Here is a 22,993-nt window from a genome sequence, read left to right on the forward strand (position 1 = left end):
TACCCGCCCGCTACCCAGCGGGCTTTTTTTTGAACAGAATAAATGAGAACAACAACATGCAAACAGCCAAACCCCATCTCGAGCTGCTGACCTGCGAGGCGGCCTATCGCCACAACCCGACAGCGCTGTTTCATCAGGTGTGCGGGGCTCGTCCGGCAACGCTTCTGCTGGAGTCTGCGGACATCGACAGTAAGGACGATCTGAAGAGCCTGCTGCTGGTCGACAGCGCGCTGCGCATTACCGCCTTAGGTGACACTGTCACTATTAAGGCACTGTCAGACAATGGCGCATCGCTGCTGCCGCTGCTGGACGCCGCCCTGCCTTCAGGCATTGAAAACGAACCTCATCCGGAAATGCGCATTCTGCGCTTCCCGCCCGTGAGCCAGCTGCTGGACGAAGACGCCCGCCTCTGCTCGCTGTCCGTGTTCGATGCCTTCCGTCTGCTGCAGAACCTGGTCACCGTGCCGGAAGACGAGCGTGAAGCGATGTTCTTTGGCGGGCTGTTTGCTTACGACCTGGTCGCCGGATTTGAAGATTTACCGGAAACCGAGCAGGGCAATCGCTGCCCGGACTACTGTTTCTATCTGGCCGAAACCCTGCTGGTGATCGACCACCAGAAGCAATACACCCGCATCCAGGCGAGCCTGTTCACCCCTTCGACGGCTGAGAAAAATCGCCTTGAGCACCGCATCGCGCAGCTTCAGCAGCAGATGACGGAAGCACCGCCCGCGCTGCCGGTGCAGCGCGTGGAGAAAATGACCTGCGACGTTAACCAGACTGACGACCAGTACGGCGCCGTGGTTCGCCAGATGCAAAAAGCGATTCGCGCCGGGGAAATTTTCCAGGTCGTGCCGTCCCGTCGCTTCTCGCTGCCCTGCCCGTCGCCGCTCGCAGCCTACGACGTGCTGAAAAAGAGTAACCCAAGCCCGTATATGTTCTTTATGCAGGACAACGAATTCACGCTGTTTGGCGCCTCGCCGGAAAGCTCGCTGAAGTACGACGCCACCAGCCGTCAGATTGAGATCTACCCGATCGCCGGAACCCGTCCACGCGGACGTCGCGCAGACGGCTCGCTGGATCGGGATCTCGACAGCCGTATCGAACTGGAAATGCGTACCGATCACAAAGAGCTCTCTGAGCACCTGATGCTGGTTGACCTGGCGCGTAACGACCTGGCGCGTATTTGCACCCCGGGCAGCCGCTACGTGGCGGACCTGACCAAAGTTGACCGCTATTCGTTCGTGATGCACCTGGTTTCCCGCGTGGTGGGTGAACTACGCCACGATCTCGACGTGCTGCACGCCTACCGTGCCTGCATGAACATGGGCACCCTGAGCGGCGCGCCGAAAGTGCGCGCCATGCAGCTGATTGCCGAAGCGGAAGGACGTCGTCGCGGCAGCTACGGCGGCGCGGTGGGTTACTTCACCGCCCACGGCGATCTCGATACCTGCATCGTCATCCGCTCCGCCTATGTTGAGGACGGGATTGCTACCGTCCAGGCTGGCGCCGGAATTGTTCTTGATTCTGTTCCGCAGTCTGAAGCTGACGAAACGCGCAGCAAAGCCCGTGCGGTCCTTCGCGCCATTGCAACCGCACACCATGCACAGGAGATTTTCTGATGGCTGACATTCTGCTGCTCGATAATATCGACTCCTTTACCTACAACCTGGCAGATCAGCTGCGTGCGAATGGCCATAACGTCGTTATCTACCGCAACCACGTTCCGGCGCAGACCCTGATTGATCGTCTGGCAACCATGCAAAACCCGGTGCTGATGCTCTCCCCGGGGCCGGGGGCGCCGAGTGAAGCGGGCTGTATGCCGGAGCTCCTGACGCGCATGCGCGGCAAGCTGCCGATTATCGGCATCTGCCTGGGCCACCAGGCGATCGTGGAAGCCTACGGCGGCTACGTCGGTCAGGCGGGCGAGATCCTGCACGGTAAAGCGTCCAGCATCGAACATGACGGCAAGGCGATGTTTGCCGGGCTGCCGAACCCGCTTCCGGTTGCGCGCTACCATTCGCTGGTCGGCAGCAACATTCCTGCCGGATTGACCATCAACGCCTCGTTTGAAGGGATGGTGATGGCGGTGCGTCACGATGCGGATCGCGTCTGCGGAATGCAGTTCCACCCGGAATCGATCCTGACCTCCCACGGCGCCCGCCTGCTGGAGCAGACCCTCGACTGGGCGCTACAGAAGCTGGAGCAGACCAACACCCTGCAGCCTATTCTGGAAAAACTGTATCAGGCGCAAACCCTGAGCCAGCAGGAGAGCCACCAGCTCTTCTCCGCCGTGGTGCGCGGCGAGCTGAAGCCGGAACAGCTGGCGGCCGCGCTGGTGAGCATGAAGGTGCGCGGCGAAAGCCCGCAGGAGATCGCCGGTGCCGCCACGGCCCTGCTGGAAAATGCCGCCCCGTTCCCGCGCCCGGACTATCCGTTTGCGGATATCGTCGGCACCGGCGGCGACGGCAGCAACAGTATCAATATTTCAACCGCCAGCGCCTTCGTGGCGGCGGCGTGCGGGCTGAAGGTCGCGAAGCACGGCAACCGCAGCGTGTCCAGCCGGTCAGGCTCGTCCGATTTGCTCGCCGCGTTCGGCATTAATCTCGATATGAACGCCGAACGCTCCCGCGAAGCGCTGGATGACCTGGGCGTCTGCTTCCTGTTTGCGCCGAAGTATCACACCGGTTTCCGCCACGCGATGCCGGTTCGTCAGCAGCTTAAAACCCGCACGCTGTTTAACGTGCTCGGCCCGCTGATCAACCCGGCGCATCCGCCGCTCGCATTGATTGGCGTTTACAGCCCTGAGCTGGTCCTGCCGATTGCCGAGACGCTGCGCGTGCTGGGTTACCAGCGTGCCGCCGTAGTGCACAGCGGCGGAATGGACGAAGTGTCACTGCATGCGCCGACGCTGGTAGCCGAACTGCGCGACGGTGAGATCCTGAGCTATCAGCTTGACGCTGCCGACTTCGGCCTCGCGCCGTATCACCAGGAGGCGCTGGCTGGCGGTACGCCGGAAGAAAACCGTGACATTCTGACGCGCTTATTACAAGGTAAGGGAGAGGTCGCCCATGAGGCCGCCGTGGCTGCCAACGTCGCCATGCTGATGCGTTTGCACGGCGAGGAAGACCTGAAGGCCAACGTTCAAAAAGTTCTGGATGTACTGCGCTCCGGTGCAGCTTACGACCGCGTTACCGCACTTGCGGCAAGAGGGTAAAGAATGCAGACCGTTTTAGCGAAAATCGTTGCCGATAAGGCCATCTGGGTGGAAGCCCGCAAGCAGCAGCAGCCGCTTGCAAGTTTTCAGAACGACGTCGTCCCGAGCAGCCGTCGCTTCTATGACGCCCTGCAGGGTGCGCGCACCGCGTTTATTCTCGAGTGCAAAAAGGCCTCTCCGTCAAAAGGCGTTATCCGTGACGATTTCGACCCGGCGCGCATTGCCGGTATTTATAAGCATCATGCGTCAGCCATCTCCGTGCTGACGGATGAGAAATATTTCCAGGGCAGCTTCGATTTTCTGCCGATCGTCAGCGGCATCGCGCCGCAGCCGATCCTGTGCAAAGACTTTATTATCGACCCATATCAGATCTGGCTGGCGCGTTTTTACCAGGCCGACGCCTGCCTGCTGATGCTCTCGGTGCTCGACGACGAGCAGTATCGCCAGCTCGCTGCCGTGGCGCACAGCCTGAATATGGGCGTGCTGACCGAAGTAAGCAACGAAGAAGAACTTGAGCGCGCGATTGCGCTTGAAGCCAAAGTGGTTGGCATTAATAACCGCGATCTGCGCGATCTGTCGATTGACCTGAACCGCACGCGCCAGCTTGCGCCGCGTCTGGGGCCTGGCGTCACGGTGATCAGCGAATCCGGCATTAACAGCTACGCCCAGGTACGCGAGCTGAGCCACTTCGCCAACGGTTTTCTGATTGGCTCCGCCATGATGGAGCAGGACGATCTCAACGCCGCGGTGCGTCGCGTGCTGCTGGGGGAAAACAAAGTCTGCGGCCTAACCCGTGAACAGGATGCCCAGGCCGCGTATGAGGCCGGGGCGATTTATGGCGGGCTGATCTTTGTAGATTCCTCACCTCGCGCGGTCAGCGAAGCGCAGGCGCGTCAGGTCATCTCAGCGGCTCCGCTGAGCTACGTGGGCGTATTCCGCAACGCAGATATTGCAGACGTTGCGGCCAAAGCCGACGCGTTATCCCTGAGCGCGGTGCAGCTCCACGGCAGTGAAGACCAGATCTATATCGATACCCTGCGCGCCGCGCTGGCCCCGCAGGTGCAAATCTGGAAAGCGCAAAGCGTTGGCGATACGTTGCCCCCGCGTAACCTTAACCACGTGGATAAATACGTCCTCGATAACGGCCAGGGCGGTACCGGCCAGCGTTTTGACTGGTCGCTGCTGAACGGCGAAAAGCTGGACAACGTCCTGCTGGCGGGCGGATTAAGCCCGGATAACTGCGTAGAAGCGGCAAAAGCCGGCTGCGCGGGCCTCGATTTCAATTCAGGCGTAGAGTCCCAGCCGGGCATAAAAGATGCCAGCAAACTGGCCTCGGTTTTTAAAACTCTGCGTGCATATTAAGGAAGAGAAGATGACGACATTACTTAACCCGTATTTTGGTGAATTCGGCGGGATGTACGTTCCGCAAATCCTGATGCCCGCCCTGCGCCAGCTGGAAGAGGCCTTCGTCAGCGCGCAGAAGGATCCGGCGTTTCAGGCGGAGTTTACCGACCTGCTGAAAAATTATGCGGGCCGCCCAACGGCGCTGACCAAATGCCGCAACCTGACGGAAGGCACCAAAACCACGCTGTACCTCAAGCGTGAAGATCTGCTGCACGGTGGTGCCCATAAAACCAACCAGGTTCTTGGTCAGGCGCTGCTCGCGAAGCGTATGGGTAAAACCGAAATCATTGCCGAAACCGGCGCGGGCCAGCACGGCGTGGCCTCGGCGCTTGCCAGCGCCCTGCTCGGCCTGAAGTGCCGCATTTACATGGGCGCGAAAGACGTTGAGCGCCAGTCTCCAAACGTTTTCCGCATGCGCCTGATGGGGGCAGAAGTGATCCCGGTGCACAGCGGCTCCGCGACGCTGAAAGATGCCTGCAACGAAGCGCTGCGCGACTGGTCCGGCAGCTACGAAACCGCGCACTACATGCTCGGCACCGCGGCGGGTCCGCACCCGTTCCCGACCATCGTGCGTGAATTCCAGCGCATGATCGGGGAAGAGACCAAAGCGCAGATCCTTGAAAAAGAGGGTCGCCTGCCGGATGCGGTCATCGCCTGCGTCGGCGGCGGATCTAACGCCATCGGTATGTTCGCAGACTTTATCGACGACACCAGCGTGGGTCTGATTGGCGTCGAGCCTGCGGGTCACGGCATTGAATCGGGTGAACACGGCGCGCCGCTGAAGCATGGCCGCGTGGGGATCTACTTCGGCATGAAATCCCCGATGATGCAGACCGATGAAGGCCAGATTGAAGAGTCTTACTCTATCTCTGCCGGCCTCGACTTCCCATCCGTCGGGCCGCAGCACGCCTATCTGAACAGCACCGGTCGTGCGGACTATGTCTCCATTACCGATGACGAAGCGCTGGAAGCCTTCAAAACGCTGTGCCGCAGCGAAGGGATTATCCCGGCGCTGGAGTCTTCTCACGCGCTGGCGCACGCCCTGAAAATGATGAAAGAGAACCCGGAAAAAGAACAGCTGCTGGTGGTAAACCTTTCCGGTCGCGGTGACAAAGATATCTTCACCGTTCACGATATTCTGAAAGCACGAGGGGAAATCTGATGGAACGCTACGATAACGTATTTGCCGAACTGAAATCCCGCCAGGAAGGCGCCTTCGTTCCCTTCGTTACGCTGGGCGACCCGGGCCCGGAACAGTCGCTGAAGATCGTCGACGCCCTGATTGAGGCCGGTGCCGACGCGCTGGAGCTGGGCATTCCATTCTCTGACCCGCTGGCGGATGGCCCGACCATCCAGAACGCGACCCTGCGCGCGTTTGCTGCAGGCGTGACGCCGACCCAGTGCTTCGAGATGCTGGCGGCGATTCGCCAGAAGCACCCGACCATTCCGATTGGCCTGCTGATGTACGCCAACCTGGTGTTTAACCGCGGTATTGATGAATTTTACGCCGAGTGTGCGCGCGTCGGCGTTGACTCGGTCCTGGTGGCTGACGTACCAGTTGAAGAGTCCGCACCGTTCCGCCAGGCCGCGATGCGCCACAACGTCGCCCCGATTTTCATCTGCCCGCCAAACGCGGATGACGCGCTGCTGCGCCAGATAGCCTCTTACGGGCGCGGGTATACCTACCTGCTCTCCCGCGCAGGCGTGACCGGTGCCGAGAATAAAGCCGCCCTGCCGCTGCATCATCTGGTGGAAAAGCTGGCTGAGTACCATGCCGCACCGCCGCTGCAGGGCTTCGGGATCTCCTCTCCGGAACAGGTCACCGCGGCGATTGACGCGAAGGCGGCGGGTGCCATCTCCGGCTCTGCGATTGTGAAGATCATCGAAAAGAACGTAGACAAGCCCGAGCAGATGCTGGCCGAGCTGAAAACGTTTGTGACCGCCATGAAGGCGGCAACGCGTAAAGCCTAACCTCCTCACCGTCTGGCAGCCCTGCCAGACGGTTATCTTCTTTTATTACATTTTCTCTCTCTTTACCGCTTTAATATCAATTGCAACCATTAGTACGCTAATTATTAATTGTACTTTTCACTAAGTACTCAGTCTTTTTTGACTATATTTATCGTCACGTTGTAACTGGCTTTATGATCTCTTTAACCTTATTGAATTCATTAGAAAAACATTGATATCCAGGGGATGGCTAGTGTCTTAAAAATCCTCTACAGGCACTGTCATTACCTTCTGAAGCCGCAAGCGCTTTGGAAGAGAGGGTACGAATTGAAAATTATAGGATTTGCGACTGATGAGGTTTGGTCAATTTGACGTCTTAAGACCGCTTGTAACGTCACCTGACATTCCTCGTAAATGGTTGCATCGGGAAGTAGACTTAAAAGGAGGTGACGAGTTAGTAGCCTGGTATGCAATATCCACTGATAAATGTATTTGACATAGTTTTAGGTGCACTTTTGGGAATTTTAAAAGCCGAAAGATTAAATGCTCACCAATTTAATTTAAGATCAATAAAATATGTTATCTCGACGATTGTTTTAAGCAGTGATAGAATGACTGACGGGTTAGGTAGTGCCCTACATTCCATTATATATTAATATTTGTAAGGTTTGATGATGGATCTATATTTTTCGATTCCCCTAGTTCTAATATGCTTAACGTTGGCAATAGCGATCTTTAGCCTGCCAGTATTCAAATTCATAGATGAAGATACTGATCCAGCAAGATCAAACAGTATAGATGGAATTAGGTATGTTCTTGCCTCATTTGTGATATTCCATCATATGGACTGTGCTTATACGTATATAACCAAAGGCAACTGGGCTCCCACATCGGACTTATTGCTTTACATGGGAAAATATGGTGTGGCTCTATTCTTTATGATTACAGCTTTTTTGTTTTGGGGTAAAATCAGAAAAGCAAATGAAGTTAACTGGGTTGATCTATATAAAAAACGGCTTTACCGAATTGCACCTTTATCAATATTTTGCACTTTAGCTGCGCTAGGTTTACTTTTCTTTTTAACGGAACGTAACGAATTTTCTATAAGCGTAGTAACAAACGCGCTTTCCTGGTTTGATGTAGGGCTCTGGAATTACAAACCACCTGTTACATCATTCCAATATTCTTTTATGGCCCTGGCTGGGGTGACGTGGACCCTGCGTTTGGAGTGGATTTTCTACTTTACTCTCCCGCTGTTATTTATTTTCAAAAAATGGTCATTCGAATTAACTATTTCTCTTTTTGCTTTCTCGTTATACTTTCTTCCTGGCTTTACTAACGATGCATATTTATGGTCGTATTTCTTCGGTGGAATGTTATGTAGTGAAATTAAGGATAGAGTAATCATAACAAAAAAAACAGCTAACGTCTTATTGGCACTCATGATAATTATAACAATGTTAGCGCAACCTACTCTTTACGGCTCACCTGAGAAATTTTTTCTCTTCATTATATTCTTCTCTGTAGTTTCAGGTGCGAATCTATTTGGATTCTTAATCACCAAGGCAGCCATTCGCCTTGGCGCAATAAGTTATAGCCTGTATCTAACACAAGGATTGATCTTATTCCCTGTAATACTTCATTTCCAAGCAAATAATAAATTTGAGTTAAATGTACGTACTTTTGTGACTTTGGTTCTATGTTACTTGGCAATATGTCTCATCTCCTCAGCCACTTATCACTTTATTGAACGGCCGTTTTTAAAACGAATGAGTTTTAGCAGTCTTATCAAAAAAGTTTATAGCAGGTAATCATTTCCGGCGCTTTCGCGCCGGGAATTCTATCTCCATGCAACATCATTTCTTTTCCAATTCTTCTACACATGATGTAATATATTAATAATTATGCACTGTATAGATGTTTATGATTATAATTAAAAACCACCTACCATCCCTGCTGATTGTAAAAGAGTGCATTTCATCAGTGGGATAAACTCAACATATTCCACAATTAACATAGTCATCGAATGATCGTGGTAAGCAATGGATGGCGCTTGCTATCTTCATTCCAGGATCCGGTGAAAAGCGCTATTTACTGATTAAGGTCATAAAAAAGAGAAATATTCAGGAGGAAAGTATTAGAAAAGTGTTTTAGAAAGAAAAAAATTATATATTCCAGTCCTTTAATTCAACATACACCTTCTGAGTTCAGAGGCTTATTCATGTCATGGCAATCCTTCAAGCAGACTTACCTGGTTAAGTTCTGGTCCCCCGTCCCGGCCGTTATCGCGGCAGGCATTCTTTCTACCTATTATTTCGGCATCACCGGCACCTTCTGGGCCGTGACCGGCGAGTTTACCCGCTGGGGTGGTCAGTTACTGCAGCTCGCCGGCGTTCATGCCGAAGAGTGGGGTTACTTTAAACTTATTCATCTGGACGGCACGCCGCTCACCCGCATCGACGGGATGATGATCATCGGTATGTTCGGCGGCTGTTTCGCGGCGGCGCTTTGGGCAAACAACGTTAAGCTGCGTATGCCCAAAAGCCGTATTCGCATTGTGCAGGCGGTGGTTGGCGGTATCATTGCCGGTTTTGGTGCCCGTCTGGCGATGGGGTGTAACCTGGCTGCCTTCTTTACCGGGATCCCGCAGTTTTCGCTTCACGCCTGGTTCTTTGCCGTCGCTACGGCCATTGGCTCTTACTTTGGCGCGAAATTCACCCTGCTGCCGCTGTTCCGCATTCCGGTGAAAATGACTAAGGTCAGCGCAGCGTCTCCGTTAACCCAGAAGCCCTCTCAGGCACGCCGCCGTTTCCGTCTCGGGATGCTGGTCTTTTTCGCCATGGTGGCATGGGCGCTGTGCACGGCTCTGAACCAGCCTAAACTCGGCCTTGCGATGCTGTTCGGCGTGGGGTTTGGTCTGCTCATTGAGCGCGCGCAGATCTGCTTTACCTCCGCGTTTCGCGATATGTGGATCACCGGCCGGACGATGATGGCGAAGGCGATTATCGCCGGGATGGCGGTCAGCGCCATCGGCATCTTCAGCTATGTCCAGCTGGGCGTCGAACCGAAAATCATGTGGGCCGGTCCAAATGCGGTGATTGGCGGCCTGCTGTTTGGCTTCGGGATTGTGCTGGCCGGTGGGTGTGAAACCGGCTGGATGTACCGTGCCGTTGAAGGTCAGGTGCATTACTGGTGGGTAGGGCTGGGAAATGTTATCGGCTCGACGATCCTGGCCTACTTCTGGGATGATGTTTCTCCGGTGCTGGCCACGAGCTGGGATAAGGTCAATCTGCTAAGCACCTTCGGTCCCCTCGGCGGCCTGCTGGTCACCTATGCCCTGCTGCTGGTTGCTTTTTTACTGGTTGTCGCGCAGGAGAAACGTTTCTTCCGTCGCGCAAACCTCAAAACTGAAACGCAGGAGAACGCTGCATGAAAGAGATCGTACCTGACTATCGCCTCGATATGGTCGGTGAGCCTTGCCCTTATCCGGCAGTGGCTACCCTTGAAGCGCTTCCACAGCTCAAAAAAGGGGAAATTCTGGAAGTGGTGAGCGACTGCCCGCAGTCCATCAACAACATTCCGCTGGATGCGAAAAACCACGGTTATACGGTGCTGGATATCCAGCAGGACGGGCCAACCATTCGCTATTTGATTCAAAAATGATCGTTAAGGCCTCGTCAGGGGCCTTTATCGTATTGAATTATAAGACGTCTTGATCCAGGGCAAAGCGCTCAGGCCTGACTTAAGTAAAATCTCATTTCTCTTTTGAATGAGGTTTTTGCGGTTTGATGTATTTACGAGCTTTACTGTTTTTCGCCTTACTGATTCCCTTTCACGCGCTGCCCCTGAATTTCTCTTCAACCTTCCTGCGGCTTAACTGTCCTGAAAGAGGACTTGTTGAGGTTATTCTGCACGTATACGACCATACGCAGGAACGCTGGCGAGATCATTTTGAAACCGGCGCGGGACACAAGCGCGCGGGGGACACCGAAATTATCCCGTTTGCCAACGGTGATATTCTGTTCCATTCCGTATCCAGCGACGCATTCAGCTATTTATATGATGGGGAAACGCGCCTGCGGCACTGCCTTAAGCTGGACGAACGACCGGTTTATCCGTCGTTCTGAAGAGTGCAATGCAAACTGGCCACCGCGTGGCCAGTTTAGCTGGGGAATTAGAAACGATAGCCCGCAGAGAACATAAATACCCACGGATCCAGACGAGTATTGATGCTTTGCTGTTGCCCGCCCGCCTTGAAGCGTACGTCCGTATCAATATCCATGTACCAGACCGAGGCGTTGATTAGCCAGTCGCGGTTAATCAAATAATCCAGACCGACCTGCCCTGCCATCCCCCACGAATCTTTCAGGCTGAGGTCCGTCAGACCGGCCGCTTTACCGGTATCGTTAAACTTCTCATCAAAGAAGGTGGTGTAGTTCACACCGGCGCCAATATAAGGACGCACCTTGCTGTTTGCGTCGCCAAAGTACCATTGCGCCATCAGCGTTGGCGGTAAATGGTGAACCGTGGCGATATCACCGGTCGGCCCGAGACCCACGCGATGACGGAACGGCGTTGCCGCCAGAAGCTCGACACCCACGTTATCCGTCGCCATATAGGTGAATGTTAAACCTAACTGGGTGTTGTTACTGACGTTAAAACCGCCCATTCCCAACACGTTATCCGATCCTTCCGTTGGGCGAGCCGTAGCCGAACCGGCACGAATAAAGAACTCGCCTGCTTCATGCGCATACGCGCCGCCAGAGAGACTGCTTAATACAAGGGCTGCCACCGCTAATTTTTTCATATCCGCTCCATCGTTGTGGTTTTAATCGCGGATGAGAATATACTCACAAAAGAGTAATAAGTGATCTGCCACAGATCACATTAAAACCAGTAACTTAACATTCATTGATCTGGGTTAATTTTTTGTGGCGCATCCAAAACCAATAAGTTGTTTCCATGTCAATTTTTGGCATTTCGCGGTTACAAAATTTTCCCTTTTTCCCCTCTTGCTCTTCCTCTGGCGGCTGGCTAATTTATCGCTCTCACAAGTTGATTTGATGCGTTCTTCTTTTGCAGGTGTGCCATGAGTGATATTAACCCGTGCATGACGTGCGGAGCCTGTTGTGCGTATTTTCGAGTCTCTTTCTACTGGGCCGAAGCCAGCGATGCCGGCGGTACCGTTCCGGTTCATCTCACCGAGCCGTTGACACCCTTTTTGCGCTGCATGAGCGGCACGAACCAAAAGCAGGCCCGCTGCGTCGCGCTGCAGGGTGAGCCGGGGGTGTCTACCCGATGTTCCATCTATGAGAATCGCCCCAGCCCGTGCCGGGAATTTGCCATGTCGGGGGAGGATGGGCAGGTCAACGAAGCCTGCAATCGCGCCCGCGCGCGCGTTGGATTACCGCCGCTTTACAAAGATATGCTTTTCCATACAAGCCTTGATGCTGCCACAGCAGGTGCATCCGGTGTACAATTGCCGGCTAATTAACACCTGCAATACTCAAGGAGAGTGCATGTCTATCACGGCGAAGTCTGTCTACCGTGACACGGGAAACTTTTTCCGCAATCAGTTCATTACCTTTTTACTGATCGCGCTGCTATGTGCCTTTATCACGGTGGTGCTGGGCCATGCCTTCTCACCGAGTGAAGAACAGATTGCCAGTCTGAGCCAGGGCGATCACCTGGCCGCAAGCGTGGGGCTATTTGAACTGGTGCAAAACATGACGCCGGAGCAGCAACAGATATTGCTGCGCGCCTCTGCCGCGTCCACGTTCTCCGGTCTGATTGGAAATGCGGTTCTGGCTGGCGGCGTTTTACTGATGATTCAGCTGGTATCGGCGGGTCAACGGATTAGCGCCTTGCGGGCGATTGGTGCCAGCGCGCCGGTCTTACCTAAGCTGTTTATCCTGATTTTTTTAACCACCCTGCTGGTGCAGATGGGCATTATGCTGGTCGTGGTGCCGGGCGTATTACTGGCAATCGTGCTCTCCTTTGCGCCGGTGATGGTCGTGCAGGATAAGATGGGGATTTTTACCGCGATGCGCAGCAGTATCAGACTGGCATGGGCTAATATGCGTCTGGTGGCGCCTGCCGTGATCGGCTGGCTGCTTGCCAAAACGCTCCTGCTGCTGTTTGCGCCGAATTTTGCGGTATTAACGCCAAATGTTGGCGCGGTCGTGGCGAATACGCTGAGCAATCTGATTTCAGCGGTACTGCTGGTCTATCTGTTCCGCCTGTATATGTTAATTCGTCAGTAATCCTGAGGCGGGGGGCATTATTGCCACCCGCCCCGCTCAAAAGATGGAATCACAGAATGAAGCAGTTTCTTGATTTTTTACCGCTCGTGGTCTTTTTCGCGTTTTATAAGCTGTATGACATTTATGCGGCGACCACGGCGCTGATCGTTGCCACCGCTGTGGTGCTGATCTACAGCTGGGTTCGCTATCGTAAAGTCGAAAAAATGGCGCTGGTCACCTTCGTGCTGGTCGCCGTGTTCGGCGGACTGACGCTTTTCTTCCATAACGATGAATTTATCAAGTGGAAAGTGACCGTCATTTACGCGTTGTTTGCGGGCGCGCTGTTAATCAGCCAGTGGGTGATGAAAAAGCCGCTGATCCAGCGCATGCTGGGCAAAGAGCTGACGCTGCCGCAACACGTCTGGTCCCGTCTGAATATTGCCTGGGCGGTCTTCTTTATTCTTTGCGGTCTTGCCAATATCTATATCGCCTTCTGGCTGCCGCAGAATATCTGGGTCAACTTCAAGGTCTTCGGCCTGACCGCGCTGACCCTTATCTTCACGCTGTTAAGCGGCGTATATATCTACCGCCACATGCCGCAGGATGACAAGCACTGATTAATGACTGACCGGAACGTCAACGACAGACGTTCTGGTCTATTCTCTCCGCACGCGAATCATAGTAGCATCCCGCCTGAAGTCTTCCGTTACGAGTTAAAACAATGACAACAACTAACGCCCCGCAGGGCGAACTGGTTTTACGCACACTGGCAATGCCCGCTGACACCAATGCCAATGGCGATATTTTTGGCGGCTGGCTGATGTCGCAGATGGATATGGGCGGCGCAATTCTGGCAAAAGAGATTGCTCACGGACGCGTGGTGACCGTGAGAGTGGACGGCATGACCTTTCTGCGCCCGGTTGCGGTGGGCGATGTGGTTTGCTGCTACGCGCGCTGCGTCAAGCGCGGCAACACCTCTATTTCCATCAACATCGAAGTATGGGTTAAAAAAGTCTCTTCTGAACCTATTGGGCAGCGTTATAAGGCCACTGAAGCGCTGTTTATTTACGTCGCAGTGGACAGCGAGGGTAAACCTCGTCAACTCCCGCAGGCCTAATCGACAGGCAAAAAAAAGCCTCCTTTCGGAGGCTTCTTTTATTCCATCTGCGCCCCGCCGTTCAGGCGGAAAACGATATTGACGATCAATCCGCTGCCCGGCTTGCCCGGCTCATAGCGCCACCTGCGCATGGCAGATTTCACTTCGCGCTCAAACATATTAGAAGGTTGCGCAGACAAGATTTCTACGTTATCCACGCGCCCATCCGCGGTCACGTCAAATTTCACCCGCACGCGACCTTCAATACGCAAGGCCTGGGCTCGCGCCGGATACTGAGGCTGGTTGCGGCTTACGGCGCGCGGGCCCGAAGGCGCGGTAACTGTTGGCTTTGACGTCGTTGCCGTATTGTTCATTACCGGACGTGAAGGCGCTGCATTTTCTACCGGCTGAGTCGCTCGTGGTTCAACCGGACGTTCCTCGCGTTTCGGACGCTCCTCAACCTTCTTCACCGGCTTTGGCTTCGGCTTGGGTTTCGGCTTCGGTTCAGGTTTGTGGATCACCACCGGCGCTTCCTTCGGTGGTTCAGGAACGGGCTCGGGTTCTGGCTCCGGTTCAGCCACCGGCTGTGGCGGTGGAGGAGCAACCTGCGGCGGTTCGAGATCCGCTGGCGAAACCATCGTCACGGAAATCGGCTGCGCGGGCGCGGGCATTTCAATAACCTGATGAACCGAGGTATACAGCAGACCCGCCACAACGGCACCGTGAATCACGACAGAAAGCAGCGTCGGCCAGGGAAAGCGGCGAGGTAAATCAAGGGTCATCGAAGTCATAATCATCAACGTTAAAAAACCGAACCCTGATTTTAAATGCAAATAGCAATCATATTCAATAAGACACTTTGTTCTGGCGCAACTTTAGCGCCAGAGAGGCCAAAAAAGGCGCAGTCAGATCAGGGTATTAACATTGTTTTTATTTTACATTGCAGTCGTATGCCCTTTCACATAACGTAGCTGACACTTTTACCGGTTAAGGAGCTTCGCCGTGTTTTACGTGATTTACTCTGAAGATGTTGCTGATTCACTTGAGAAACGCCAGTCTGTCCGCCCTGCTCACCTGGCGCGTTTGCAGCTGCTCCAGGATGAAGGCCGTTTACTGACCGCCGGCCCAATGCCTGCTGTAGACAGCAACGATCCGGGTGCAGCCGGTTTTGCCGGTTCCACCGTTATCGCCGAGTTTGAATCTCAGGAAGCCGCTCAGGCGTGGGCCGATGCAGACCCGTATGTTGCCGCAGGGGTGTATGCGAAGGTGACGGTCAGACCGTATAAGAAAGTGTTTTGATGTAATAAAGGCTCCCGCAGGAGCCTTTCTCCACATCAATGCAGCGACGCCAGTCGCGCCGCAAACCCAACGAACAGCAGCCCTATCAGCCCGTTCCCCAGCTTTGCCAGTTTCTTTTTCGTTTTTAGATAACGCGTGACAAACGCACCGGAGAAGATCAGGAAGCTCATGTACATAAAGCTGATCAACTCCAGCGTCGTCGCGAGGATCAGGAAAGAAGTGCCGGTACTTTCCGCATTCACGTCAATGAACTGAACGAAGAACGAGACGTAGAACAGAATCGCTTTGGGATTGGTCAGGCTTAACACCAGCGAACGCTTCATGATCATGCTGGCAGGTTCGGGGCCGCTTTCATGAGCGTTCTTTTGACGGTTCACCACCGACCAGAGCATTTTCCCCCCCAGCCAGAGCAGATAGAAAGCCCCGAGATAGCGCACGATATTAAAGAGCACCGGCGTGGTCTGGATTAAGGCCGCAACGCCCGCCCAGGCCAGAAACATCAGCACCGCATCACCGATAAATACGCCCGTGGCGGCAAGATACCCTTTTTTAACGCCGTGACCGATCCCGGTTTTGAGCACAAACAGGGTATTCGGCCCCGGTACCAGCACGATAAAAAATGCGCCGACAACGTACGTCCAGAAATTCAGTACACCAAACTCCGCAAACACTTCTCCCTCCTTTTGCAAAACACAACAGAAACAACGCTGCAAATACGCTATTCCCTAAAAATCAGACGCTAAAAAATCAGCGGGCACCATTACGGTGCCCTCATGGTTTCAGATATCCTGGACTGCGAACAGCAACGCGTTGCGGTGCCGGGTCAATCCACATTTTCTGATGGCGTGAATACGCATATTGCGGCGGGATTGTGCTTCCAGCCAACGAGCCTTGCGACGACTCACCTGTCGCAACATGCGCCAGCGCCCTACTTCAGTTCTACTGCGCTTCATGTCTACAACTCTTTCTCTAACACTTCTTCTCTAAAAGAAAGGCCATTATAAACCCAACCCGGCGGCAAACCAGCGCTTTTACCTGGCGTTTTTATTTGCCAGATGAATCCTGATGCGTACACTCATAACAATACGCTTTCAAAAGGATTTTTTACCTATGACAACCTTCTACACCGTGGTGAGTTGGCTGGTCATTCTGGGATACTGGCTGTTAATCGCGGGTGTGACCTTACGCATCCTGATGAAGCGCAGAGCCGTACCCTCTGCCATGGCCTGGCTTCTGATCATTTACATTCTCCCGCTGGTGGGAATTATTGCCTATCTCTCTTTCGGTGAGCTTCATCTGGGTAAACGCCGCGCCGAGCGCGCCCGCGCCATGTGGCCTTCTACCGCGAAGTGGCTGAACGACCTTAAAGCCTGCAAACATATTTTTGCCGAGGAGAACAGCAGCGTTGCCTCGTCACTGTTTAAGCTGTGCGAGCGCCGTCAGGGAATTGGCGGCGTTAAGGGCAATCAGCTGCAGCTGCTGACCTCGTCCGACGACGTTATGCAGGCGTTAATCCGCGATATTCAGCTGGCGCGTCATAATATCGAGATGGTTTTTTACATCTGGCAGCCCGGAGGAATGGCTGACCAGGTCGCTGAGTCGCTGATGGCGGCCGCGCGACGCGGTATTCATTGCCGCCTGATGCTTGACTCTGCGGGTAGCGTGGCATTTTTCCGTAGCCCCTGGGCGGGCATGATGCGCAATGCCGGGATCGAAGTGGTTGAGGCGCTGAAGGTGAATCTCCTGCGCGTGTTTCTGCGCCGGATGGACCTCCGTCAGCATCGCAAAATGATCATGATCGATAACTATATTGCCTACACCGGCAGTATGAACATGGTTGACCCGCGCTTCTTCAAACAGGACTCGGGCGTAGGGCAATGGGTTGATTTAATGGCGCGAATGGAGGGGCCGATTGCCACCTCAATGGGCATCGTCTACTCCTGCGACTGGGAGATTGAGACCGGCAAGCGTATCCTGCCGCCCCCGCCGGACGGCAATATAATGCCGTTTGAAGAGGCCAGCGGTCACACCATTCATACCATTGCCTCCGGGCCGGGCTTCCCGGAAGATTTGATCCATCAGGCGCTGCTGACGGCAACCTACTCGGCGCGTGAATATCTGATCATGACGACGCCCTACTTTGTTCCCAGCGATGACCTCCTGCACGCGATCTGTACTGCGGCGCAGCGCGGCGTCGATGTGAGCATTATTTTGCCGCGTAAAAATGACTCCCTGCTGGTGGGCTGGGCCAGCCGGGCATTCTTTAGCGAACTGCTGGCCGCAGGGGTGAAGATCTACCAGTTCGAAGGCGGATTGCTCCACACCAAAAGCGTGCTTGTCGACGGCGAGTTAAGCCTGGTGGGCACGGTCAACCTCGATATGCGCAGCCTGTGGCTCAACTTTGAAATCACGCTGGTGATTGATGACGCCGGTTTTGGCGGTGACCTCGCGGCGGTACAGGATGACTATATCTCCCGTTCGCGGCTGCTGGATGCCAGACTGTGGGTAAAACGTCCGCTGTGGCAGAGAATTGCTGAACGACTGTTTTACTTCTTTAGTCCGTTGCTGTAAAACGTGCCCAACGATGTTAAACAGGTAGTCATCATGGAAATGGATCTGAACAATCGCCTGACCGAAGACGAAACGCTCGAGCAGGCCTACGACATTTTTCTCGAACTGGCGGTTGATAACCTCGATCCCGCAGACGTGATCCTCTTCAATCTGCAGTTCGAAGAGCGCGGCGGCGCAGAATTGTTCGACCCTTCAGAAGACTGGGCTGAGCACGTGGACTTCGACCTGAATCCTGACTTCTTTGCCGAAGTGGTGATTGGGCTGGCCGATGAAGATGGCGGCGAAATCAACGATATCTTCGCGCGCGTTCTGCTGTGTCGTGAGAAAGACCATAAGCTGTGCCATATACTCTGGCGCGAATAATAAAAAAGGCTGCAATCGCAGCCTTTTTTATTTACTCCGGCAATTCGCTGCCGCAGCGGTGACAAAAGCGCGCGTCGTGTTCATGTTCGCCCTGCTGGCAATGAGGACATTTGCGCAGCTGTTTGCGGCTTTGAAATGCGCTGCTCATGTGCGTGGTAATAAGCCCGGTCGGAATGGCAATCACCGAATAGCCAATCAGTATCAGCACTGAGGCCACAATGCGGCCCAGCGGCGTATGGGGCGTGATATCGCCGTAACCCACGGTGGTGACCGTCACGATGGCCCAGTAGACGGACGCGTTGAGGGTCGTAAAGCCATATTTTGGCCCCTCAATTAAATACATCAGCGCGCCAAAAACAATCATGACGATGGCAATAAACGAGTAGAACAGAATAAGCTGATGCCGCGCGCTGACGATCGCACTCCAGAACACGCGTAATGACGGCATAAAACGCAGTAATTTCAGAATACGTAATACGCGAATCACGCGCATCGCTCGCCAGGCAAAGACATAGCTCAGGCTAATCTCCGGCCACAGCCACATCACATAGAGCGGCAGGATGGTGGCCAAATCAATAAATCCCCAGAAGCTGAAAACATATCGGGCCGGGTTGGGCCAGGCAATGACTCTGAGCAAATATTCAGCGGTAAAAACCAGGGTAATCGCCAGCTCAAGCCAGACGAAGATATGCCATTCGTCGTACGTCAGATGGTATTGCGTCCCGGCACCTGACTCGATAAAGATGACCACCACGCTGAGGAGCACGAATAAACCGCAAAGCCCTTCGAAGCGTCGCCCGGATACCGTTTCAGGATCGAATAAAAAATGATAGAGCCGCCGACGGGCAGACGTGAATAAACGCGACACAGTAACCTCGCAAATAATAAGGGCTGACATCATGTCAGCCCTTGCGATTATAACGGGTCTACTTTCAAGCAGGAAACCGCATGTCGGAAACTGCCTTCCAGAACCGGTCGCGTTTTCGCACATTCCGGCCCGGCCATCGGGCAGCGCGTGCGGAACACGCAGCCTGACGGTGGGTTAATCGGGGAAGGCAATTCCCCTTCCAGAAGCTGGATGGTCTTATTCTTTTCCAGATCGGGATCGGGGATCGGCACCGCCGACATCAGCGCTCTGGTGTAAGGATGCAGTGGATTGTGGTACACCTCATCGTAGGTACCCAGCTCCACGGCATGACCCAGGTACATCACCAGCACGCGGTCAGAGATGTGCTTCACCACGGCCAGATCGTGCGCGATGAAGATCAGCGACAGCCCCATTTCGCGCTGCAGCTTCTGCAGGAGGTTAACCACCTGTGCCTGAATGGACACGTCGAGCGCGGAAACCGGCTCATCGCAGATAATCAGCTTCGGTTCGAGGATCAGCGCACGGGCAATACCGATACGCTGGCACTGACCGCCGGAAAACTCATGCGGATAGCGGTTGATAAGGTTAGGCAACAGGCCGACTTTCAGCATCATCGCCTTCACGCGGTCGCGCACTTCCTGACGAGACATCTTTGGATGATAGGTGCGCAGCGGCTCGGCAATAATCTCGCCGATGGTCATACGCGGGTTAAGTGATGCCAGCGGATCCTGGAAAATCATCTGGATATCGCTACGCACCTCGCGCCACTCGTCGGGCTTCATGCCGAGCAGATCTTTACCCAGCCAGGCCACCTTACCGTCGGTGGCTTTCACCAGACCGATAATCGCACGCGCAAAGGTTGATTTACCGCAGCCGGACTCGCCCACCACGCCCAGGGTTTCCCCTTCATACAGACGCAGCGTAACGCCGTCTACCGCTTTCAGGGTCTTCGGCGGCTGCCAGAACCACTGTTTGCCGTCTTTGATATCGAAATGTACCTTAAGGTCGGCGATTTCAAGCAGCACATTGCGTTTTTCGTCTAATGCGTTCATACCAGCTCCTCCTGCGGCTTAAAGCAGGCGCGAAGACGGCCTGGTGCAAACTCTTCCAGCGGCGGCGCGCTGTTGCAGATTTCCATCGCGTGCGGACAGCGCGGCTGGAACGGACAGCCTTTCGGCAGGCGCAGCAGGTTTGGCGGGTTGCCCGGAATGGTGAGCAGGGATTCCCCTTCCGCATCAAGACGCGGTACCGCATTCAGCAGGCCAATCGAATACGGGTGCGCGGGCTGATAAAACACATCGCGCGCTTTTCCGTATTCCATGGTTCGTCCGGCGTACATCACCAGCACTTTGTCACAGATGCCCGCCACCACGCCCAGGTCGTGGGTGATCATGATAATCGCCGTGTTGAACTCCCGCTTCAGCTCGTTCAACAGGGTCATGATTTGCGCCTGAACGGTCACGTCCAGCGCGGTGGTGGGTTCATCGGCAATCAGCAGTTTTGGCCGGCACAGCAGCGCCATCGCAATCATCACGCGCTGACGCATACCGCCAGAAAACTCGTGCGGGAACATGCGCATGCGCTTGCGCGCTTCCGGCATTTTCACCGCATCCAGCATTTTAACCGACTCTTCAAAGGCTTCGGCTTTGCCCAGACCTTTGTGCAGCATCAGGACTTCCATCAGCTGCTCACCGACGCGCATGTACGGGTTCAGTGAGGTCATTGGATCCTGGAAAATCATCGAGATCTGCTCAGCGCGCAGCTTGTTCAGCTCGTGCTCCGGCAGGTTGAGGATTTCACGACCGTTGAATTTCGCAGAACCGCCAATCACTCCGTTAGCGGCCAGCAGGCCCATCAGCGCAAAGGCGGTCTGGGATTTTCCGGAGCCGGATTCACCCACGATCCCCAGCGTTTCGCCCGCGCGCAGGTTGAAGTTGAGATCGTTTACGGCGGTCACATCCCCGTCCGGCGTCTTAAAGGTCACGCGGAGGTCTTTCACGTCCAGCAGAAGGTTATTCTGCTGTTGCACCTGTGGCGCAGTGGCCGTTTCAATAATTGTCATGACGGCGCTCCTTAACGGTCTTTCGGGTCGAGGGCATCACGCAGGCCATCGCCGATAAAGTTGAAACAAAACAGGGTAACGACCAGGAAACCCGCCGGGTATAACAGCAGCCAAGGTGACACTTCCATTGAGTTTGCGCCATCGCTCAGCAGCGCGCCCCAGCTGCTCAGCGGCTCTTGCGTACCCAGACCGAGGAAGCTCAGGAAGGACTCGAACAGGATCATGCTTGGCACCAGCAGTGAGGCATAGACCACCACCACGCCCAGCACGTTAGGAACGATATGGCGAACCACGATATTCCCGGTAGAGACGCCGCCGACCTGGGCTGCTTCGATAAACTCTTTGCGCTTCAGGCTCAGCGTCTGGCCGCGAACAATACGCGCCATATCCAGCCACGAAACCATCCCGATGGCCACGAAGATCAACAGGATATTCTGACCGAAGAAGGTCACCAGCAGGATGACAAAGAACATAAACGGGAAGGAGTTCAGGATTTCCAGCAGACGCATCATCACCGAGTCCACTTTACCGCCAAGGTAGCCAGACAGTGAGCCGTAGAGCGTCCCCACGATCACCGCCACCAGCGCGGCAGCAATCCCGACCATCAGCGAGATACGCCCCCCGATAGCAACACGCACCAGCAGATCGCGCCCCGAGGAGTCCGTGCCAAAATAGTGGCCCGATTCCATATCCGGCGCGCTGGACATCATGCCCCAGTCGGTGTCGAAATAGGTAAACTGTGACAGCATCGGCGCCAGGGTAACAAACAGCGCGATGATGACCAGAACCACCAGGCTGGCAACCGCAGCCCTGTTATGCATAAAGCGACGGCGCGCGTCCTGCCAGAGGCTACGACCTTCCACTTCCAGTTTTTCACTGAAGTTTTCCAGCGCCTCGCTGTTTTTCTTACTCAACATCATGGCGTGCTCCAGTTAGTAACGGATTTTCGGGTCGATGACGGCATACAGCACATCGACAATAGCGTTAAAGAGAATGGTGAGCGCACCGACGAGAATGGTCAGGCTCAGCACCAGCGAATAGTCGCGGTTGAGCGCGCCGTTAACGAACAGCTGGCCAATGCCCGGCAGGCCGTAGATTGTTTCGATAACCATCGAGCCGGTGATAATGCCAACAAATGCCGGTCCCATGTAGGAGAGCACGGGCAACAGCGCCGGCTTGAGCGCGTGGCGGAAGATAATCCGACGCATCGGCAGCCCTTTCGCGCGCGCGGTACGAATGAAGTTTGAGTGCAGCACTTCGATCATTGATCCACGGGTAATACGCGCGATACTGGCGATGTACGCCAGAGATAATGCCACCATCGGCAAAATCATGAACTTCAATGCCCCGCCGTTCCAGCCGCCGCCCGGCAGCCACTTCAGCGTGATGGCAAATATCATCACCAGCAATGGCGCGACAACGAAGCTGGGTATCACTACCCCGGTCATTGCCACCCCCATTACGGCATAATCCCATTTGGTATTTTGTCTGAGCGCGGCGATAACGCCTGCGGTGACCCCGAAAACGATGGCCAGAATGAATGCCGCAGCACCCAACTTAGCTGAAACCGGGAAGCTGGAGGCCACCAGGTCGTTAACGGAATAGTCTTTATATTTAAATGACGGTCCAAAATCGCCGTGAGCCAGCTGCTTCAGGTAATTGAAGTACTGAGTGGAGATAGGATCGTTTAAGTGGTATTTCGCTTCGATATTCGCCATGACTTCTGGCGGCAGCGTACGCTCACCGGTGAATGGACTTCCCGGCGCAAGGCGCATCATGAAGAAGGAAATCGTGATGAGAATAAATAGCGTTGGAATCGCTTCAAGACAGCGACGTAGGATAAATTTCAACATTGCCCGTACCTTCTGGCGTGTGCCTATATTATGTGACGTTGGTTAGACACCGTGGGGCGAGCACGCCCGCC

General features: G+C 54.5%; 25 protein-coding genes and 1 other annotated feature (1 of these 26 only partly in view). Of the genes, 16 read left to right on the plus strand and 9 right to left on the minus strand.

All coding sequences use genetic code 11. The features are described 5' to 3' along the window. Window positions 1–31: a sequence feature (Trp leader region), on the plus strand; it begins 63 nt to the left of the window's first position. A 25-nt stretch (window positions 32–56) separates the two neighbouring features. The 9 genes from ACMWKK_RS04720 (at window position 57) to ACMWKK_RS04760 (ending at window position 10,695) form a co-directional block, all read left to right on the plus strand. Next, on the plus strand, window positions 57–1,619 hold the full coding sequence (locus tag ACMWKK_RS04720; RefSeq protein WP_112780917.1) for an anthranilate synthase component 1: 1,563 nt from the start codon (window positions 57–59) through the stop codon (window positions 1,617–1,619). Then, window positions 1,619–3,214 carry a bifunctional anthranilate synthase glutamate amidotransferase component TrpG/anthranilate phosphoribosyltransferase TrpD gene (gene trpD, locus ACMWKK_RS04725; RefSeq protein ID WP_161656412.1) on the plus strand — a complete coding sequence of 532 codons (1,596 nt, stop codon included), beginning with the start codon at window positions 1,619–1,621 and terminating at the stop codon, window positions 3,212–3,214. The genes ACMWKK_RS04720 and trpD overlap by 1 nt, the downstream gene beginning before the upstream one ends. Before the next feature lie 3 nt (window positions 3,215–3,217). Next, entirely contained in the window at window positions 3,218–4,576 is a 1,359-nt protein-coding gene (trpCF, locus tag ACMWKK_RS04730; RefSeq protein ID WP_161656411.1) for a bifunctional indole-3-glycerol-phosphate synthase TrpC/phosphoribosylanthranilate isomerase TrpF, read from the plus strand. Window positions 4,577–4,586: 10 nt separating this feature from the next. Next, window positions 4,587–5,780 carry a tryptophan synthase subunit beta gene (gene trpB / locus ACMWKK_RS04735; protein ID WP_023312081.1) on the plus strand — a complete coding sequence of 398 codons (1,194 nt, stop codon included), beginning with the start codon at window positions 4,587–4,589 and terminating at the stop codon, window positions 5,778–5,780. Beyond that, window positions 5,780–6,589, plus strand: coding sequence for a tryptophan synthase subunit alpha (gene trpA / locus ACMWKK_RS04740; RefSeq protein WP_112780914.1), 810 nt, complete (start codon window positions 5,780–5,782; stop codon window positions 6,587–6,589). Before trpB ends, trpA begins: the two co-directional genes overlap by 1 nt. Before the next feature lie 650 nt (window positions 6,590–7,239). Next, on the plus strand, window positions 7,240–8,379 hold the full coding sequence (locus tag ACMWKK_RS04745; protein ID WP_406542756.1) for an acyltransferase family protein: 1,140 nt from the start codon (window positions 7,240–7,242) through the stop codon (window positions 8,377–8,379). A 410-nt stretch (window positions 8,380–8,789) separates the two neighbouring features. Next, window positions 8,790–10,001: a selenium metabolism membrane protein YedE/FdhT gene (gene yedE, locus ACMWKK_RS04750; RefSeq protein WP_112780912.1), complete on the plus strand. Its 1,212-nt coding sequence runs from the start codon at window positions 8,790–8,792 to the stop codon at window positions 9,999–10,001. Continuing rightward, window positions 9,998–10,231 (plus strand): sulfurtransferase-like selenium metabolism protein YedF, encoded by a 234-nt coding sequence (gene yedF, locus ACMWKK_RS04755; RefSeq protein ID WP_003856774.1) that lies wholly within the window; start codon window positions 9,998–10,000, stop codon window positions 10,229–10,231. The genes yedE and yedF overlap by 4 nt, the downstream gene beginning before the upstream one ends. Window positions 10,232–10,356: 125 nt before the next feature. After that, the gene (locus ACMWKK_RS04760) at window positions 10,357–10,695 is read left to right on the plus strand and encodes a hypothetical protein (RefSeq protein ID WP_112780911.1); all 339 of its coding nucleotides are present in this window, start codon (window positions 10,357–10,359) and stop codon (window positions 10,693–10,695) included. A 47-nt stretch (window positions 10,696–10,742) separates the two neighbouring features. Here the strand turns inward: ACMWKK_RS04760 and ompW are convergent, their stop codons facing one another. Further along, the gene (ompW, locus tag ACMWKK_RS04765; RefSeq protein ID WP_045329373.1) at window positions 10,743–11,375 is read right to left on the minus strand and encodes an outer membrane protein OmpW; all 633 of its coding nucleotides are present in this window, start codon (window positions 11,373–11,375) and stop codon (window positions 10,743–10,745) included. 282 nt (window positions 11,376–11,657) lie between these two features. On the opposite strand from ompW, the gene ACMWKK_RS04770 reads away from it, so the two are divergent. From ACMWKK_RS04770 to yciA, 4 genes are all read left to right on the plus strand, one after another. Next, window positions 11,658–12,062: a YkgJ family cysteine cluster protein gene (locus ACMWKK_RS04770; protein ID WP_112780910.1), complete on the plus strand. Its 405-nt coding sequence runs from the start codon at window positions 11,658–11,660 to the stop codon at window positions 12,060–12,062. Between the two features lie 25 nt (window positions 12,063–12,087). Next, the gene (locus ACMWKK_RS04775) at window positions 12,088–12,831 is read left to right on the plus strand and encodes a YciC family protein (RefSeq protein WP_112780909.1); all 744 of its coding nucleotides are present in this window, start codon (window positions 12,088–12,090) and stop codon (window positions 12,829–12,831) included. 56 nt (window positions 12,832–12,887) lie between these two features. Further along, complete coding sequence (locus ACMWKK_RS04780) at window positions 12,888–13,427, plus strand: septation protein A (protein ID WP_032647595.1); 540 nt, start codon at window positions 12,888–12,890, stop codon at window positions 13,425–13,427. A 104-nt stretch (window positions 13,428–13,531) separates the two neighbouring features. After that, on the plus strand, window positions 13,532–13,927 hold the full coding sequence (gene yciA, locus ACMWKK_RS04785; RefSeq protein ID WP_008502796.1) for an acyl-CoA thioester hydrolase YciA: 396 nt from the start codon (window positions 13,532–13,534) through the stop codon (window positions 13,925–13,927). Window positions 13,928–13,965: 38 nt separating this feature from the next. On the opposite strand, the gene tonB is transcribed toward yciA, so the two are convergent. Further along, entirely contained in the window at window positions 13,966–14,688 is a 723-nt protein-coding gene (gene tonB, locus ACMWKK_RS04790) for a TonB system transport protein TonB (protein ID WP_045329459.1), read from the minus strand. 220 nt (window positions 14,689–14,908) lie between these two features. On the opposite strand from tonB, the gene ACMWKK_RS04795 reads away from it, so the two are divergent. Then, entirely contained in the window at window positions 14,909–15,205 is a 297-nt protein-coding gene (locus ACMWKK_RS04795; protein WP_023327637.1) for a YciI family protein, read from the plus strand. 35 nt (window positions 15,206–15,240) lie between these two features. Here the strand turns inward: ACMWKK_RS04795 and leuE are convergent, their stop codons facing one another. Continuing rightward, the gene (gene leuE / locus ACMWKK_RS04800; protein WP_045329407.1) at window positions 15,241–15,876 is read right to left on the minus strand and encodes a leucine efflux protein LeuE; all 636 of its coding nucleotides are present in this window, start codon (window positions 15,874–15,876) and stop codon (window positions 15,241–15,243) included. Between the two features lie 108 nt (window positions 15,877–15,984). Then, on the minus strand, window positions 15,985–16,158 hold the full coding sequence (locus tag ACMWKK_RS04805; protein ID WP_086379783.1) for a YciY family protein: 174 nt from the start codon (window positions 16,156–16,158) through the stop codon (window positions 15,985–15,987). A 157-nt stretch (window positions 16,159–16,315) separates the two neighbouring features. Here ACMWKK_RS04805 and cls point away from each other — a divergent pair, with 157 nt between their 5' ends. Both cls and ACMWKK_RS04815 read left to right on the plus strand, forming a co-directional pair. Continuing rightward, window positions 16,316–17,776 carry a cardiolipin synthase gene (gene cls / locus ACMWKK_RS04810; protein ID WP_008502791.1) on the plus strand — a complete coding sequence of 487 codons (1,461 nt, stop codon included), beginning with the start codon at window positions 16,316–16,318 and terminating at the stop codon, window positions 17,774–17,776. A 33-nt stretch (window positions 17,777–17,809) separates the two neighbouring features. Next, window positions 17,810–18,139, plus strand: a complete 330-nt coding sequence (locus ACMWKK_RS04815; RefSeq protein ID WP_006810881.1) for an HI1450 family dsDNA-mimic protein — start codon at window positions 17,810–17,812, stop codon at window positions 18,137–18,139. A gap of 31 nt (window positions 18,140–18,170) precedes the next feature. Here ACMWKK_RS04815 and ACMWKK_RS04820 read toward each other — a convergent pair whose 3' ends face one another. From ACMWKK_RS04820 to oppB, 5 genes are read right to left on the minus strand one after another with little or no spacing between them, the layout of a single operon-like run. Next, entirely contained in the window at window positions 18,171–19,040 is an 870-nt protein-coding gene (locus ACMWKK_RS04820; RefSeq protein ID WP_181663664.1) for an ion transporter, read from the minus strand. 14 nt (window positions 19,041–19,054) lie between these two features. Then, on the minus strand, window positions 19,055–20,059 hold the full coding sequence (gene oppF / locus ACMWKK_RS04825) for a murein tripeptide/oligopeptide ABC transporter ATP-binding protein OppF (RefSeq protein WP_045329409.1): 1,005 nt from the start codon (window positions 20,057–20,059) through the stop codon (window positions 19,055–19,057). Next, the gene (locus ACMWKK_RS04830) at window positions 20,056–21,069 is read right to left on the minus strand and encodes an ABC transporter ATP-binding protein (protein ID WP_023335973.1); all 1,014 of its coding nucleotides are present in this window, start codon (window positions 21,067–21,069) and stop codon (window positions 20,056–20,058) included. Before ACMWKK_RS04830 ends, oppF begins: the two co-directional genes overlap by 4 nt. Window positions 21,070–21,080: 11 nt before the next feature. Next, window positions 21,081–21,989 (minus strand): oligopeptide ABC transporter permease OppC, encoded by a 909-nt coding sequence (gene oppC, locus ACMWKK_RS04835; protein WP_008502787.1) that lies wholly within the window; start codon window positions 21,987–21,989, stop codon window positions 21,081–21,083. A gap of 12 nt (window positions 21,990–22,001) precedes the next feature. Then, a complete protein-coding gene (oppB, locus tag ACMWKK_RS04840; RefSeq protein WP_008502786.1) occupies window positions 22,002–22,922 on the minus strand; it encodes an oligopeptide ABC transporter permease OppB in 921 nt (306 codons plus the stop codon). Window positions 22,923–22,993 lie beyond the last annotated feature (71 nt).

This window comes from Enterobacter sp. 01-M-03-SI-ECC (assembly GCF_047530215.1).
In the GTDB taxonomy this organism is placed as follows: domain Bacteria; phylum Pseudomonadota; class Gammaproteobacteria; order Enterobacterales; family Enterobacteriaceae; genus Enterobacter; species Enterobacter chengduensis.

Bases quoted from the DNA above. Each gene is read 5' to 3' on its own strand.
- ACMWKK_RS04720 (WP_112780917.1), top strand. From the start codon at position 57: ATGCAAACAGCCAAACCCCATCTCGAGCTGCTGACCTGCGAGGCGGCC.
- trpD (WP_161656412.1), top strand. From the start codon at position 1,619: ATGGCTGACATTCTGCTGCTCGATAATATCGACTCCTTTACCTACAAC.
- trpCF (WP_161656411.1), top strand. From the start codon at position 3,218: ATGCAGACCGTTTTAGCGAAAATCGTTGCCGATAAGGCCATCTGGGTG.
- trpB (WP_023312081.1), top strand. From the start codon at position 4,587: ATGACGACATTACTTAACCCGTATTTTGGTGAATTCGGCGGGATGTAC.
- trpA (WP_112780914.1), top strand. From the start codon at position 5,780: ATGGAACGCTACGATAACGTATTTGCCGAACTGAAATCCCGCCAGGAA.
- ACMWKK_RS04745 (WP_406542756.1), top strand. From the start codon at position 7,240: ATGATGGATCTATATTTTTCGATTCCCCTAGTTCTAATATGCTTAACG.
- yedE (WP_112780912.1), top strand. From the start codon at position 8,790: ATGTCATGGCAATCCTTCAAGCAGACTTACCTGGTTAAGTTCTGGTCC.
- yedF (WP_003856774.1), top strand. From the start codon at position 9,998: ATGAAAGAGATCGTACCTGACTATCGCCTCGATATGGTCGGTGAGCCT.
- ACMWKK_RS04760 (WP_112780911.1), top strand. From the start codon at position 10,357: ATGTATTTACGAGCTTTACTGTTTTTCGCCTTACTGATTCCCTTTCAC.
- ompW (WP_045329373.1), bottom strand. From the start codon at position 11,375: ATGAAAAAATTAGCGGTGGCAGCCCTTGTATTAAGCAGTCTCTCTGGC.
- ACMWKK_RS04770 (WP_112780910.1), top strand. From the start codon at position 11,658: ATGAGTGATATTAACCCGTGCATGACGTGCGGAGCCTGTTGTGCGTAT.
- ACMWKK_RS04775 (WP_112780909.1), top strand. From the start codon at position 12,088: ATGTCTATCACGGCGAAGTCTGTCTACCGTGACACGGGAAACTTTTTC.
- ACMWKK_RS04780 (WP_032647595.1), top strand. From the start codon at position 12,888: ATGAAGCAGTTTCTTGATTTTTTACCGCTCGTGGTCTTTTTCGCGTTT.
- yciA (WP_008502796.1), top strand. From the start codon at position 13,532: ATGACAACAACTAACGCCCCGCAGGGCGAACTGGTTTTACGCACACTG.
- tonB (WP_045329459.1), bottom strand. From the start codon at position 14,688: ATGACCCTTGATTTACCTCGCCGCTTTCCCTGGCCGACGCTGCTTTCT.
- ACMWKK_RS04805 (WP_086379783.1), bottom strand. From the start codon at position 16,158: ATGAAGCGCAGTAGAACTGAAGTAGGGCGCTGGCGCATGTTGCGACAG.
- cls (WP_008502791.1), top strand. From the start codon at position 16,316: ATGACAACCTTCTACACCGTGGTGAGTTGGCTGGTCATTCTGGGATAC.
- ACMWKK_RS04815 (WP_006810881.1), top strand. From the start codon at position 17,810: ATGGAAATGGATCTGAACAATCGCCTGACCGAAGACGAAACGCTCGAG.
- ACMWKK_RS04820 (WP_181663664.1), bottom strand. From the start codon at position 19,040: ATGATGTCAGCCCTTATTATTTGCGAGGTTACTGTGTCGCGTTTATTC.
- oppF (WP_045329409.1), bottom strand. From the start codon at position 20,059: ATGAACGCATTAGACGAAAAACGCAATGTGCTGCTTGAAATCGCCGAC.
- ACMWKK_RS04830 (WP_023335973.1), bottom strand. From the start codon at position 21,069: ATGACAATTATTGAAACGGCCACTGCGCCACAGGTGCAACAGCAGAAT.
- oppC (WP_008502787.1), bottom strand. From the start codon at position 21,989: ATGATGTTGAGTAAGAAAAACAGCGAGGCGCTGGAAAACTTCAGTGAA.
- oppB (WP_008502786.1), bottom strand. From the start codon at position 22,922: ATGTTGAAATTTATCCTACGTCGCTGTCTTGAAGCGATTCCAACGCTA.